The organism is Variovorax sp. GW821-FHT09A10 (genome assembly GCF_059418385.1).
In genome coordinates, this window is record NZ_JBWKPT010000009.1 from 182,444 (window position 1) to 194,532 (window position 12,089).

At 61.3% G+C, this 12,089-nt stretch carries 17 protein-coding genes; 4 read left to right on the forward strand and 13 right to left on the reverse strand.

Annotated features, from left to right (window positions below; genetic code table 11):
• Nucleotides 1-37: 37 nt before the first annotated feature.
• Nucleotides 38-424: an SMI1/KNR4 family protein gene (locus tag AC07Q9_RS26660; RefSeq protein WP_495312372.1), complete on the forward strand. Its 387-nt coding sequence runs from the start codon at nucleotides 38-40 to the stop codon at nucleotides 422-424.
• A 160-nt stretch (nucleotides 425-584) separates the two neighbouring features.
• Nucleotides 585-1,067 (forward strand): GreA/GreB family elongation factor, encoded by a 483-nt coding sequence (locus tag AC07Q9_RS26665; RefSeq protein WP_495312373.1) that lies wholly within the window; start codon nucleotides 585-587, stop codon nucleotides 1,065-1,067.
• A 79-nt stretch (nucleotides 1,068-1,146) separates the two neighbouring features.
• On the opposite strand, the gene AC07Q9_RS26670 is transcribed toward AC07Q9_RS26665, so the two are convergent.
• Entirely contained in the window at nucleotides 1,147-2,613 is a 1,467-nt protein-coding gene (locus AC07Q9_RS26670) for an aminotransferase-like domain-containing protein (RefSeq protein WP_495312374.1), read from the reverse strand.
• A gap of 378 nt (nucleotides 2,614-2,991) precedes the next feature.
• Between AC07Q9_RS26670 and AC07Q9_RS26675 the strand changes: the two genes are divergently transcribed.
• Complete coding sequence (locus tag AC07Q9_RS26675) at nucleotides 2,992-3,228, forward strand: hypothetical protein (RefSeq protein ID WP_062471033.1); 237 nt, start codon at nucleotides 2,992-2,994, stop codon at nucleotides 3,226-3,228.
• Nucleotides 3,229-3,334: 106 nt separating this feature from the next.
• Here the strand turns inward: AC07Q9_RS26675 and AC07Q9_RS26680 are convergent, their stop codons facing one another.
• Nucleotides 3,335-3,685 (reverse strand): immunity 22 family protein, encoded by a 351-nt coding sequence (locus tag AC07Q9_RS26680; RefSeq protein ID WP_495312375.1) that lies wholly within the window; start codon nucleotides 3,683-3,685, stop codon nucleotides 3,335-3,337.
• A 326-nt stretch (nucleotides 3,686-4,011) separates the two neighbouring features.
• Between AC07Q9_RS26680 and AC07Q9_RS26685 the strand changes: the two genes are divergently transcribed.
• Nucleotides 4,012-4,575, forward strand: coding sequence for a metal-independent carbonic anhydrase family protein (locus tag AC07Q9_RS26685; protein ID WP_495312376.1), 564 nt, complete (start codon nucleotides 4,012-4,014; stop codon nucleotides 4,573-4,575).
• Between the two features lie 57 nt (nucleotides 4,576-4,632).
• Here AC07Q9_RS26685 and AC07Q9_RS26690 read toward each other — a convergent pair whose 3' ends face one another.
• The 11 genes from AC07Q9_RS26690 to AC07Q9_RS26740 all read right to left on the reverse strand — a co-directional run bounded on the left by AC07Q9_RS26690 (nucleotide 4,633) and on the right by AC07Q9_RS26740 (nucleotide 12,089).
• The gene (locus AC07Q9_RS26690; RefSeq protein ID WP_495312377.1) at nucleotides 4,633-4,806 is read right to left on the reverse strand and encodes a hypothetical protein; all 174 of its coding nucleotides are present in this window, start codon (nucleotides 4,804-4,806) and stop codon (nucleotides 4,633-4,635) included.
• 54 nt (nucleotides 4,807-4,860) lie between these two features.
• A complete protein-coding gene (locus AC07Q9_RS26695; protein ID WP_369644801.1) occupies nucleotides 4,861-5,370 on the reverse strand; it encodes a DUF1993 domain-containing protein in 510 nt (169 codons plus the stop codon).
• A 304-nt stretch (nucleotides 5,371-5,674) separates the two neighbouring features.
• Nucleotides 5,675-5,998 (reverse strand): hypothetical protein, encoded by a 324-nt coding sequence (locus AC07Q9_RS26700; RefSeq protein WP_495312378.1) that lies wholly within the window; start codon nucleotides 5,996-5,998, stop codon nucleotides 5,675-5,677.
• Nucleotides 5,999-6,041: 43 nt separating this feature from the next.
• Nucleotides 6,042-6,485 carry a hypothetical protein gene (locus AC07Q9_RS26705; RefSeq protein WP_159278622.1) on the reverse strand — a complete coding sequence of 148 codons (444 nt, stop codon included), beginning with the start codon at nucleotides 6,483-6,485 and terminating at the stop codon, nucleotides 6,042-6,044.
• Nucleotides 6,486-6,661: 176 nt separating this feature from the next.
• Nucleotides 6,662-7,051, reverse strand: coding sequence for a hypothetical protein (locus AC07Q9_RS26710; protein ID WP_495312379.1), 390 nt, complete (start codon nucleotides 7,049-7,051; stop codon nucleotides 6,662-6,664).
• A gap of 37 nt (nucleotides 7,052-7,088) precedes the next feature.
• Nucleotides 7,089-7,502 carry a hypothetical protein gene (locus AC07Q9_RS26715; RefSeq protein ID WP_495312380.1) on the reverse strand — a complete coding sequence of 138 codons (414 nt, stop codon included), beginning with the start codon at nucleotides 7,500-7,502 and terminating at the stop codon, nucleotides 7,089-7,091.
• Nucleotides 7,503-7,774: 272 nt separating this feature from the next.
• Nucleotides 7,775-8,044 (reverse strand): hypothetical protein, encoded by a 270-nt coding sequence (locus tag AC07Q9_RS26720; RefSeq protein ID WP_495312381.1) that lies wholly within the window; start codon nucleotides 8,042-8,044, stop codon nucleotides 7,775-7,777.
• Between the two features lie 329 nt (nucleotides 8,045-8,373).
• On the reverse strand, nucleotides 8,374-9,345 hold the full coding sequence (locus AC07Q9_RS26725; protein WP_307635938.1) for an NAD(P)H-dependent flavin oxidoreductase: 972 nt from the start codon (nucleotides 9,343-9,345) through the stop codon (nucleotides 8,374-8,376).
• Nucleotides 9,346-9,357: 12 nt separating this feature from the next.
• Complete coding sequence (locus AC07Q9_RS26730; RefSeq protein ID WP_495312382.1) at nucleotides 9,358-10,290, reverse strand: electron transfer flavoprotein subunit alpha/FixB family protein; 933 nt, start codon at nucleotides 10,288-10,290, stop codon at nucleotides 9,358-9,360.
• A gap of 13 nt (nucleotides 10,291-10,303) precedes the next feature.
• Nucleotides 10,304-11,053, reverse strand: a complete 750-nt coding sequence (locus AC07Q9_RS26735) for an electron transfer flavoprotein subunit beta/FixA family protein (RefSeq protein WP_070060185.1) — start codon at nucleotides 11,051-11,053, stop codon at nucleotides 10,304-10,306.
• A 37-nt stretch (nucleotides 11,054-11,090) separates the two neighbouring features.
• A complete protein-coding gene (locus tag AC07Q9_RS26740) occupies nucleotides 11,091-12,089 on the reverse strand; it encodes a Bug family tripartite tricarboxylate transporter substrate binding protein (RefSeq protein ID WP_495312383.1) in 999 nt (332 codons plus the stop codon).

Sequence of the window (12,089 nt, forward strand, 5' to 3'; positions counted from 1 at the left end):
CGCGATTCGGCCAGGACACGACATCGGAGTGCGACACGTGACAGAGATTGAAGCACTATTGAAAAGCGGCAAGACCGCACGCGACGAGGACGTCCCCGCCGTACTCGACCAAGAGATACGTGAGGCAGAAGCAACGCTCGGCCGCTCGTTTCCGACGAGCTACCGCGAGTTCATCGCCTTCGGAGGGCTCGGCGAACTTCGCATCCGTCACCGTGTTTTGAGGCCATCGGAGATTGATGAGGTAAAGCGCCACGCGGGTGCCGCCCCAATCGTCCCATTTGCCGACAACGGATGTGGCGACCTGTACGGATGGTCGACGCTGGATTTGGATGAACCTGGCGTCGTGCTGTGGAACCACGACGACGGGACCGTCGAGCACGTGGCGGATTCATTCGCGGCGTGGCTTTCCACCGTTCGCTTCTGAGCTGCAGTAGTCAGTTTGAAGGGCCGCTTCGGAGCGACGCAGAAGTCGGGTTAGGGCCCATTGCTGAAGTTAACCTGCAGCCAACAGAAGCGTCGAAGGCTTCTGGAGCCCCTCATAATCAAAACCTGCCCCCGCTTGTTCGAGATACCGACCTTTCGTCATGGATAAATTCTTGCTGCAACAGCAGGTGCTGAAACGGCTCGCCGAAGACCTGCTGCAAGCCGAACAGGCAGTGCGGGCAGCCCATGAAACGGCGACTCACGAAGAGAACATCGCCGAAAACAAATACGACACATTGGGACTCGAAGCCGCCTACCTGGCCACCGGCCAAGCTCGGCGCGCCGAAGCCATACGCCAGGCGATGGCCAATTGGCGCCAATTCCGCCCGCGTCCCTACGACGCCAGCATAGGAATACGGCTCGGCGCGTTGGTCTGCCTGGTCGATTCCGACGACAAGCAGCAACAGCTCTTTCTCGGCCCGGATGGGGGCAGCATGACGTTGGTCAGCGGCACTCAGCTTGTTCAGGTCATCAGCAGCGAAGCCCCTTTGGGTAGGGCAATGCTGGGCAAATGCGAGGGTGATGAGGTGTCGATACAGGTCGCGCCAATCCGACAGCAGTTTGAGGTGCTGCGGGTTCTTTAAGCCGCGACTGGACAGAAGCGGCACGCGTGACGTTGAGAGTCAGTCGAAGGCGGCGGACCTCGACCTGCATGGACGCAAACTAGGGTCTCGACGAACGTTCCTCGAAGATGGGCCCCGATTTTCCTGTTGTAGATTTCAGCTGCGCGTTGGCGAGATCTCCAAGACTCCTGATAGCCCCTTCCAAGCGCGGGTCGCCGAGATACCCGTAGTTGATGCGCAGGTGCCGGGTGTATCGGCGGTCGGCTGAAAACAAATGGCCCGGCGCTACGCCTATGCCGAGCCGAAGAGCGTCCTGGTGCAGTGCGAGCGAGTCGACACCTTCTGGCAGCGCGAGCCACAGGAAATAGCCACCCTCGGGGCGCGTGACCCGCGTTCCAGTTGGAAAGTATCGATCGATAAATCGCAAGCATGCAGCCTGCTGGCGGCTGAGCGAATGCCGCAGGGCGCGCAGGTGACGATCGAAACTCTTGTGTTGCAGGTACTCCTGCAACGCCAGTTGCGAAGGGAGTGCCGTCGCCAGCGAGCTCATCAACTTGTTGCGACCCAAAGTGGCTGCAAAGCGACCGCCCGCTACCCAACCGATGCGATATCCGGGTGCCAGGGATTTCGAGAAAGAACTGCAGTGCAGCACCCAGCCATCCCGGTCCCAGGCCTTGACTGGTGGCGGTCTCCGAGCCCCATGCGCGAGCTCGCCGTACACGTCGTCTTCGATCAGCGGTATGGCGCGGGTGGCGAGCATGCTGACCAGTTGCTCTTTGGCTGCGTCGCTCATGGTGCAGCCCATCGGATTCTGGAAGGTCGGCATGAACCAGCAGGCCTTCACCGGATGCTGGTCGATCACGCGAGCAAGAGAGTCGAGATCTACGCCTGTTCGCGGGTGCGTCTCAACCTCGACCGCGCGAAGACCGCGGCGCTCCAGTGCCTGCAACGCACCATAAAAGGTTGGCGTTTCGATCGCCACGAGGTCGCCTGGCTGCGTCACCGATTCGAGCGCAAGATTGAGTGCTTCCATCGCCCCGCTGGTGATGACCAGTTCAGACGCAGGAACATCCATCCCGACGCTGCCGTAACGCAGGGAGATCTGATGGCGCAATTGGGCGTTGCCTGGTGACAAATCTTCGACGGTCTGCCAGGGATCCATCCGCTTGAGCGCTCGCGTCAGGCCGGCGGCAAGTTGTTCGAAGGGAAACAGCTCTGGCGACGGAAAGGCCGAGCCGAGCGGGACCATATCGCGCTCGCGAGCCTGCGCAAGGACCTGAAAGACGAGCGACGAGACGTCGACCGACATGGACCGCAGGACAGGCTCGCTGGCGGCGAGTTCGTTGGTCGGCATTTCCGCGCCCGCTCGAACGAAGTATCCCGACCGCTGCCGCGCTTCGACAAGCCCTTGCGCCTCGAGCAGGTAGTAAGCAGAGAACACGGTGGACGCACTGATGCCCATTTGCGACTTCAGTTCGCGCACGGAGGGAAGGCGATCGTTCGCCTTCAGGCTACCCGCGCGAATACGCTGAGCGATGTTGTCGGCAAGCTTTTCGTAGCGGTTCATGGGCATCTCATTCTGATACGGTCATTTTGGACCGCTCCTGAGATTGTCATATCAGGCGTCGGCCCGCCCCGGCGCGACCACCGGCCTCCTTGCATCTGATACGAAAATTTTCAGCTGATCTGGTTCTGTACGTATCAGCCTGGAAGATGAACACTCGACAGCACGATGAGAGTGCTTCTGTGGTGCAGGCAGACTGCTCCGCCTTTCGACCCATGTCTTGCGTGCTTTTCGACGCGCCTTGCGGACGCCCATTTAGCTCACCGCAACTGTTTCGTTAAATTGATTGATTGATTGAATTTCCTTTTCTTCATCGGTCTATTGAGCTAATCGCCGCACTCGGGCACTTCGCCGTCTTTCACCATTGATATCCCTTCAATCATGAATTCAATCCCTATCTCTTTTGTTATCTTCAAGGTTCTCGTGCTCAGCGTGGGCATGTATTTAGCCGTCAAGTGGCATTACGAACGGGGACAGAAGGACAAGAATCAGAAGACAGCTGCAGTGGTACTGACATCCATCAAGGTGGGCGGGGCGTTCGTCGCTTCTGCGTTCCTCGTGCTCTTCCTCACCTTTGAATTTTGCAATTGGATGGGTCTGGACCTGGCCATGCAGTGATTGGAAGTTTTCGGTCGATAGCCCGGAATTCGATGTCTGGAGTTGGCCGACTGTAGCCGCGCAACCTGTCAGCGCAAAGAGCGCATTGCTGTGCGCGAAGAATCAGTCAGTCCTCGAATTCGTAGGCGCCCAAATACTGAATTGAGCTTCGTTCAGGAGTCGCAACGAGGTTCGGCGGGAAGATGCATACGGCGGCGCAGAACGAGGCCTCCGCATCAATGGCGTGAGCCCAGCTTCGACCGTATGAAACCCCGGAGAGTAAGTCAGAAATCTTGCTGGGTGTATCGGAAACCATGCACTCAATGCAGGCCGGCTCATAGGAGGAGAGACCAACTTCGTTTCCAAACCTCGAAGGAATTTCCTCCCCATCTGGGGTGTACGTTGGGCCCACGAATCTAGTCAGGTCAGCCTCAGAGGCAAAGTTTTCCGTCGATGCAAAGACATGTACGAGTTTCATAGTTTCGGTTTCGCATCAAAGGCGAAGGCGGCGTGGATCCAGCGTATGGCCGTTTTTGGCCGATAGTACCCACTCGCGCGAGGCCGAGGGATGTCGGCAACCGCTGCATACCCGTCCTTCGTGTGCGCCCGCTTCAGACTGTTGCGAGACAGGCCTGCACGCCTGGCTATCTCGCGAATGCACAACCATTCATTTCATTTGCATCTTTTACTCAGAGCAAATCAGCCGGCGCATCATGCCTTGTGCATGTCGTACTGATGCACTTTGGGTCTCGGCTCGACCCACCCGGCCGCTCCGGTATCCAACTACTTCAATTGGAGACCCAAATGAAAAAATTCATTCCCAGCGCCATCGCCAGCCTCCTGATCGCAGGGGCCATCTTGCCGGTCGCCGCCAAGGAGAAAGTCGTCGACCGGAGCATCACGGAAGCGGAAGTCCTGGGGGCCCAGCAGGCCTGGTGCAAGGCGCTGGTCGACATCAGCGCCGCGAATTCCAGCGGAGGGCAGCCGGCCGCCAGGGCGCTGGCCGAGAAGGTCATCGACAGCGCCTACGCCTACCAGTTGGGTGCAGTGCTGTTCAAGCCGACGCTCACGACATCGCCGCAGACCTTCCGCACCGCTCGCGACGGCGCGCTGGCGTACTTCGTGGGCGGCAACCCTGCGTTTCCCAACGACACCGGCTTCGCCCTGAAGGGCTGGACCAAATGCGAGATTGCCAACAGTGCCTTGTTCATCCACGGCGACGTGGCCAGCACGCTGGGTAACGTGCTGTTCACCGACCCGGACGGCAAGGTCACCACGGTCGACAAGACATGGACTTTCGTGAAGGACGGTGCCGGCAAGCTGCGCATCGTCGTGCATCACTCGTCGCTGCCGTACGCTGGCCGTTGAACACCGCGTTCGAGTGCCGGCAGGCCCAGGCTCTAGGGCGGCGCCTTCAAGGGGCCTTCATCGGGTGATGAAGGCCCCTCGGAGGACCGCCGTTGGTGGCTCCAAGGCGCGAATCGGTGGCAGCACGCCGTCGTAGCGCGCGACCTGCACCGTGGTGAGTTGCCCCGCGCAACCCTGTGCCAGCGATGAGGTGCCGATGTCGCGCGTCAACACATCGGGCTTGCCGTGCACGCTTGCACTTCGAGCGGCAGTGGCCACAGTGGCCGAACGCCTGTCCGTCTTGGGTCAGTAGGCACCCATGTAGTCGCGCTTGCCGATCTCCATACCGTTGTGGCGCAAGATGGCATAGGTGGTGGTCACGTGGAAGAAAAACTGCGGCAGTCCATAGTGCAGAAGGTATGCGCTTGCGGTCAGCTTCTTTTCCTTGGGGGTGCCGGGGCGCAACACGATCTCGCGGCTCTCGCTGGAATCGAATTGCTCAGGCGTGAAGGAGCCGATATGGGCCAGAGCTTTGGCGATCAACGCTTGCAGATCGGCGAAGCTGACCTCGGTGTCGGGCCAGGACGGCACCTCGGCACCCGCCAGGCGGGAGGCAATGCCCTTGGAGAAGTCTGCGGCGATCTGTACCTGACGTACCAGCGGAAACATGTCAGGGAACAGCCGCGCCTGCAGCAGCGCATTGGGATCGATATTTCTTTGCGTCGCCTGGTCTTCGGCTTTCTTGAGCACGTCGGACAGGGCGCGCAGCATCTGCTGCATGACGGGAACGGAGGCGTTGTACAGCGGGCTGGTCATGGTGAGTTCGCTTCTAAAAAATTGGGCACGATGGCCGGAGTTGGCGTGGCAGGGGCCCTGCCTACCATGCAAGGCTAACAGCACAGGGTGAACTGAATCGCCCCGGCTTTTGTGGCCAGATTTTCTTCCCGCTGGTAGTCGGAGCAGCCGCGTTGAAGGGCAGTTCACTGGCAAGAAGCGGACGTCAATTGCAGACGCACGACAGACCGCGATCGCTGCAAAGCAGTTGGTCGACCTCTCGCATCGAAGGACCGCTTCGGGCCCTAAGCCGAAGTTCACTCTTCTCCGAAGCAGACCTTGTTTCTTATGCGGAGATTTTGGCCAGGAGGTCTGGGCGAACCTCCTCCGGCGTGAAGGCTCTCAGAATTACTTCCTTGGGCTCGACCGCACCTTCAGCCCGTGCCAAATCCATCCTGGCAATCTGCTCTGGAGATAGAAAGTGGCCCTTCAGGGCGACGGCAACGCTCGTTATCTGAGTACGTCGAGCAAGGAAAGCATGCATCTGCGCGACGGTAAGTCCTATCGCATGACCTGCGGCGATTTCAGCTGCGACGTGCACTGTGATGCCAGAACCTGCGTCCACATTAACCGCCGCATTGAACTCGGCAAAGTATTCTTCAAGGTTCATTCGGTGTCCGGTTCTGACCGATAGCGCCAGATGATTCCGGCGTTCAGATTGAGTACCAGATGTAGAGCGATTTCCCAGTGCTTTGCGCCGCTTGTGCCAATCGTGTGAGGTCTTGCAGAATCGGCACCAGCTCATCAGCTTCATGAGGCACACCGTCGACATCTGCCCAGCCCGCGCTAAGACCGGGTATTGAACCCTGGGGAAGCTGCGCCAATCGACGTGTGAAGTCAGAAGGAAACGCCTCCAGAATGCCTTCACTTTCTTCGGTCATGGGACCTACTTGCAAACCGAACTCTGGATAAGAAAATTTCTTATCAGCTAGAAGAGCCCAAAGGGCCCCGAGTTCAATTCCGGTAAGACCTTTGTGCTCAACCCGCTCTAACGAGCGCAGGTCATCTTCAGAAGATTCATCATCCGCAAGAAGGCGGCTTTCATATGCGCCTGCATCCTCATCAGACGCGACAAAGAAGTCGGTGAGCATTCCCATGGTTGGTTCCTACCTTCGTGATGAAAGACCGTCATGGTGGTCTTTGGACATTGAATGGATAAGCGTTCTGGCCAAATTTAGATGCCGCAGCGGCCGCCTGCTTCTGGCCGCATCCTGCCACAGTGTCGTCAGCTCCTACGCCCACAGTGAACACCAAGACGACCTATAGGAGAAAGTCAAAACCCATCTTTCTCGAGCCGCTGAATCGCTTTTGACTCTTTGTATTTGTGCACCTTCAAAAGGCGTTGTGCTTCACCGGCAACTCGCTCGGGTCTGAAGCCAGGCCACGCAGGAAGAAGGCGCATCAACTCGATCCAGTCTTCCTCCAGGTCGGTCCTCGGCTCGTCCAGCATGAGTGACGCTCGATAGGCAATTACCTTGCGAAGGTGCACTGATGCTCGCAAGTTGAGGCCGTATTCCGTCCTCGGAGGTAGCTCGTCATCCCAGATCAGACCGCCTGCCATCAAGTCGTAACTGCAGGTCGCCGTTGGGCTGTACTGGCAAGCCCTCAGCGCGTCCAACAACAAGGGACTGAACATCATGAACGGTGGACTGGGTGCTGTCATGGAAGGTCTGCTATTGGCCGACTGCGGCTGTCGCGCGCTACAGCGACATGAACAAGAGCAGGCTCTTGTTCCCATTTTCTGCCTGCTTCGCGAATCCGCTGACCGCTTCCACGACGGGTTCGATTGCGGGGCCACTTACGCCCATTCGAGCAATCTCCTCGTGCTGGGCCCATGCTGCGGCTACGTCCTTGATGCCTTCTGGCTGAAGCGAAGACAACCTACGCACAAAATCCTGCGGAAATTGAAACACCCAACGCTCCGGTGCATGAGCGAGCAAGTGCTTTTCACCTTCAAACTCCGCGGCTTCAGTTGTCGCCCCAAGAGCGCCCCAAAGGCCAGCCAGCGCCACGTTGTCCAATGAATTGAACTGCAAACGCGGCCAACTTCCAGGTACAGCTGAAAGAACCTCACGGGCGTCGGTCGTCGATGCAATCAGGATGTCTGTGAGCATGCTTGAGTGTGATTGAGGGTTGAAGGCGTACGACCGGTCTTGGCCGATAGTACCCATTCGCGCAAGGCCGAGGGATGTCGGCAATGGCTGCAAAGCGGATGCTCGCATCGTCTGCCGACGATCCGCATGGAGCGCATGGCTGCCACCGAGGCCTGCACCGCAAGCATCTCAATCGAACCGAATTCCCTCCATCACAAGGGCTTCAGCCGTCGCACTCCAAAGAACCTGTTCACCAGGGCGGGCCGCGAAACACGCAGCCTGCAGACCAGCCGCTAACCGCCGGTCTCAAGCGCTGCGCGTCGCGCCTTCTCGCTCAGTTGAAACAGCTCTCCAGCCTTGCGAGCGAGATCAGCCGCAAGCCAAAGCACGTTGTCCAGTTGTCGAGGCCCGTCACCGCTGCACCAGTCGATCTCTTCCCCGTGGCAGACCCACAGGAGCGCTTCGAGTTGCGAGAGTGTGTTTTCGAGAAGATCCGCCGGGTCTTGGGCGTTGTCTTCGGGAGCTACCGGCGTGCGAGGCCGGGCTATAGTCTTGGTAGCCATTTTTGTGCGTTCCTTCCAAGGTAGTTGCACGAACTTGGTTAGACGGCTGGGGTGCTAGTAACACCTCGGCCGTCGCCTTTTGATACCTCGCATCTGCATCGCTGCTTTCGCAGCGACGACCTGCCGCGAGGCAAGCAGCCTTCAAACATCTCAGTAGGGGGTGGGGTGTGGCGCCTTTCTTCTTCCCTTGGTGGGGTGTCGAGTGACAGGGGCATTCACTCTAGAGAAGAACCCGGCGAAGTGGCCGGTTCATGCGGCACGAAGTCTCGGCGAGCGCCAACAAATGCAGCTTCTGCGATGCGCCCCGTCGGCGGGAGCGCGGCAGAGCTTCAGTTCATCCAGCTGCGAGCGCGGTCCAGATGCTCCCGGCACTCGCGCACCATGCGTTCGAGCAATTCAGCGCAGGTCGGGATGTCGTCGATCAGCCCGATGCACTGGCCGGCCGAGACCACGCCGTTGTGCACCTCGCCCGATTCCAGCGCCGCGCGGCCGCGTGCGCCGGCCACCAAGGGGCGGATGTCCTCGAACTCGCAGCCGCCCGGACGGCGTTCGGTGGCCACCACTTCTTCGGAGATCGCGTTGCGGAACACGCGCGCCGTGTTGTGCAGCGTGCGGAACATCAGCTTGGTGTCGCGCTCGGTCGCGGCCACCAGCGCCTGCTTGATGTTGTCGTGGATCGGCGCTTCCTGGGTCACGCAGAAGCGCGTGCCCATGTTGATGCCCTCGGCGCCCAGCGCCAGCGCGGCGGCCATGCCGCGGCCGTCGGCGATGCCGCCCGACGCGATGATCGGAATGCGCAGCTTGCGCGCCGCCACCGGCAGCAGCACGAGGCCGGGCACGTCGTCTTCGCCCGGGTGGCCCGCGCATTCGAAGCCGTCCACCGACACCGCGTCGACGCCGTTGCGCTCGGCCGAGAGCGCGTGGCGCACCGAGGTGCACTTGTGGACGATCTTCACGTCGTGGCGCTTCAGGGCCTCGATGAAGTCCTTCGGGCTGTTGCCCGCGGTCTCCACGATCTTCACGCCGCTGTCGATGATGGCCTGCACGTACTCGGCGTACGGCGGCGGCTTCACCGCCGGCAGGATGGTGAGGTTCACGCCGAAGGGCTTGTCGGTCATCGTGCGCGTGCGCTCGATTTCTTGGCGCAGGTCGTCGGGCGTGGGCTGCGTGAGTGCCGTGAGGATGCCCAGGCCGCCGGCGTTCGACACGGCCGCGGCCAGCTCGGCGCGGCCCACCCATTGCATGCCGCCCTGGATGATGGGGTAGCGGATGCCGAGCAGTTCGGTGATGCGGGTCTTCATCGTCGCAGCCGCTTACAGCGTGGTCACGAGTTCCGGCACGGCCGTGAACAGGTCGGCCACGAGGCCGTAGTCGGCCACCGAGAAGATCGGCGCTTCTTCGTCCTTGTTGATCGCGACGATGACCTTCGAGTCCTTCATGCCGGCCAGATGCTGGATGGCGCCCGAGATGCCCGCGGCGATGTACAGCTGCGGCGCGACGATCTTGCCGGTCTGGCCCACTTGCCAGTCGTTCGGAGCGTAGCCTGCGTCGACGGCTGCGCGGCTGGCACCCAGGCCTGCGTTCAGCTTGTCGGCCAGCGGGGCCATCACTTCGGTGAACTTCTCGGCGCTGCCCAGGGCTCGGCCACCCGAGACGATGATCTTGGCAGCGGTCAGTTCAGGACGCTCGCTCTTCGTGACTTCACGGCCGACGAAGCTGCTCTTGCCGCTGTCTGCAACGCCTTCAGCGGTTTCAACGGTGGCGCTGCCACCGGTAGCGGCTGCGGCGTCGAAGCCGGTCGTGCGCACGGTGATCACCTTGATGGCGTCAGTGCTCTGTACGGTGGCGATCGCGTTGCCGGCGTAGATCGGGCGCTCGAACGTATCCGGGCTGTCGACCTTGGTGATGTCGGAGATTTGGGCAACATCGAGCTTGGCGGCCACGCGCGGGGCGACGTTCTTGCCGTTGGCGGTCGAGGGGAACAGGATGTGGCTGTAGTTGCCGGCGATCGCGAGCACCTGGGCTGCGACGTTCTCGGCGAGGTTCTCAGCCAGGCTGGCGCTGTCGGCAGCGATCACCTTGGACACACCGGCGATCTGCGCGGCGGCCTTGGCGGCTTCGGCGGCGTTGGCACCGGCCACGAGGACGTGGACGTCGCCACCGCAAGCCAGGGCTGCGGTCACGGTGTTGAGGGTGGCCGGCTTGATGCTGGCGTGGTCGTGTTCGGCAATGACGAGTGCGGTCATGTTCGCTTCTTCCTCAGATCACTTTGGCTTCGTTCTTGAGCTTGTCCACCAGGGTGGCGACGTCGGGCACCTTGATGCCGGCACCACGCTTGGGCGGCTCGCTGACCTTCAGGGTCTTCAGGCGGGGCTTCACGTCCACGCCCAGGTCTTCGGGCTTGAAGGTGTCCAGCTGCTTCTTCTTGGCCTTCATGATGTTGGGCAGCGTCACGTAGCGCGGCTCGTTCAGGCGCAGGTCGGTCGTGATGACCGCGGGCAGCGTGAGCGTGAGCGTTTCCATGCCGCCGTCGACTTCGCGTGCGACGGTGACCTTGTCGGCGGCCAGATCGACCTTGGAGGCGAAGGTGGCTTGGGGCAGGTCGGCCAAGGCAGCCAGCATCTGGCCCGTTTGATTCGCGTCGTCGTCGATGGCTTGCTTGCCCAGGATGATCAGCTGGGGCTGTTCCTTGTCGACCAGTGCCTTGAGCAGCTTGGCCACGGCCAGCGGTTGCAGCTCTTCAGCGGTCTCGACCAGGATGCCGCGATCGGCGCCGATCGCCATCGCGGTGCGCAGGGTTTCCTGGCACTTGGCATCACCGCAGGAGACGGCGATGACTTCGGTCACGATGCCCTTTTCCTTCAGCCGAACCGCTTCTTCGACAGCGATCTCGTCGAAGGGGTTCATGCTCATCTTGACGTTGGCAATGTCCACCCCGGTGCCGTCGCTCTTGACGCGCACCTTCACGTTGTAATCGACGACCCGTTTGACAGGCACCAGAACTTTCATGGCTGTTCCTCTTGAATGACAAAAATGGGAAAAGGGGTTACTCGAGCTTGGCGCCCGACTGCTTGATCAGGCGCTCCCACACGGGGCGCTCCTGCTTCCAGGCTGCGGCAAAGAGCTCGGGCGAGCTGTCCTTGATCTCGAAGCCCATGGCCGCGACGCGCTCGCGCACGTCGGGCTGCTGCGTCGCCTTGCGCACTTCGTCGGCGATGCGGTCGACGATGGCCTTGGGCGTCTTGGCGGGCGCGGCAATGGCGAGCCAGCCGGTCACGCGGTAGGCCTCGTCCTTCAGGCCTTGCTCAGCCAGCGTGGGCACGTTGGGCAGCGTGCTCATGCGGCGCTCGCCGGTCACGCCGACGGCCTTGAGCTTGCCGGCGTCGATGTGCGGCTTGGCCGCGAGGGCGCTGGCGTAGGCCATCTGGATCTGGCCACCGATCAGGTCTTGCACCATCGGTGCCTCGCCCTTGTAGGCGACGTGGTTCATGTCGGCGTGCTGCGTGAGGCTCATGTGCGCGCCGGCCAGGTGCGGGTAGGCGCCCACGCCATACGAGCCGTAGGCCACCTTGCCCTTGTTCGCGGCCACGTACTTCAGCAGCTCGGGGCCGGTCTTGGCGGGCACGCTGGGGTGCACCACCAGCACCAGCGGCGCCATCGCGATCTGGTAGACCAGCGTGAGGTCGCGCTGCGTGTCGTAGGGCAGCTTCTCGTAGAGGAACTCGTTGGTCATGAGCGAGTTGCTCAGCGACAGCACGATGGTGTAGCCGTCGGGCGCGGCCTTGGCGACCGCGTCGGTGCCGATGATGCCGGCCGCGCCGGGCTTGTTGTCGACCACGAGGGGCTGGCCCATGCTGGCCGACATCTTCTGGCCCAGCACGCGCGCCAGCACGTCGGTCGCGCCGCCGGCCTGGAAGGGCACGACGAGGCGGATCGGCTTGTTCGGATAGGGCGCCTGCGCATGCGCGGGGGCCAGCGCGAACAGCGCGGCGGTCGAGGCGGCAGCGCACAGCAGCGCACGGCGATTCGAAGATGGATGGGTCAT

Excerpts from the sequence above, each read along its gene's own strand:
- AC07Q9_RS26740 (WP_495312383.1), bottom strand. The coding sequence starts at position 12,089 with ATGACCCATCCATCTTCGAATCGCCGTGCGCTGCTGTGCGCTGCCGCC.
- AC07Q9_RS26665 (WP_495312373.1), top strand. The coding sequence starts at position 585 with ATGGATAAATTCTTGCTGCAACAGCAGGTGCTGAAACGGCTCGCCGAA.
- AC07Q9_RS26735 (WP_070060185.1), bottom strand. The coding sequence starts at position 11,053 with ATGAAAGTTCTGGTGCCTGTCAAACGGGTCGTCGATTACAACGTGAAG.
- AC07Q9_RS26715 (WP_495312380.1), bottom strand. The coding sequence starts at position 7,502 with ATGCTCACAGACATCCTGATTGCATCGACGACCGACGCCCGTGAGGTT.
- AC07Q9_RS26670 (WP_495312374.1), bottom strand. The coding sequence starts at position 2,613 with ATGAACCGCTACGAAAAGCTTGCCGACAACATCGCTCAGCGTATTCGC.
- AC07Q9_RS26725 (WP_307635938.1), bottom strand. The coding sequence starts at position 9,345 with ATGAAGACCCGCATCACCGAACTGCTCGGCATCCGCTACCCCATCATC.
- AC07Q9_RS26710 (WP_495312379.1), bottom strand. The coding sequence starts at position 7,051 with ATGACAGCACCCAGTCCACCGTTCATGATGTTCAGTCCCTTGTTGTTG.
- AC07Q9_RS26680 (WP_495312375.1), bottom strand. The coding sequence starts at position 3,685 with ATGAAACTCGTACATGTCTTTGCATCGACGGAAAACTTTGCCTCTGAG.
- AC07Q9_RS26705 (WP_159278622.1), bottom strand. The coding sequence starts at position 6,485 with ATGGGAATGCTCACCGACTTCTTTGTCGCGTCTGATGAGGATGCAGGC.
- AC07Q9_RS26685 (WP_495312376.1), top strand. The coding sequence starts at position 4,012 with ATGAAAAAATTCATTCCCAGCGCCATCGCCAGCCTCCTGATCGCAGGG.
- AC07Q9_RS26700 (WP_495312378.1), bottom strand. The coding sequence starts at position 5,998 with ATGAACCTTGAAGAATACTTTGCCGAGTTCAATGCGGCGGTTAATGTG.
- AC07Q9_RS26695 (WP_369644801.1), bottom strand. The coding sequence starts at position 5,370 with ATGACCAGCCCGCTGTACAACGCCTCCGTTCCCGTCATGCAGCAGATG.
- AC07Q9_RS26720 (WP_495312381.1), bottom strand. The coding sequence starts at position 8,044 with ATGGCTACCAAGACTATAGCCCGGCCTCGCACGCCGGTAGCTCCCGAA.
- AC07Q9_RS26675 (WP_062471033.1), top strand. The coding sequence starts at position 2,992 with ATGAATTCAATCCCTATCTCTTTTGTTATCTTCAAGGTTCTCGTGCTC.
- AC07Q9_RS26730 (WP_495312382.1), bottom strand. The coding sequence starts at position 10,290 with ATGACCGCACTCGTCATTGCCGAACACGACCACGCCAGCATCAAGCCG.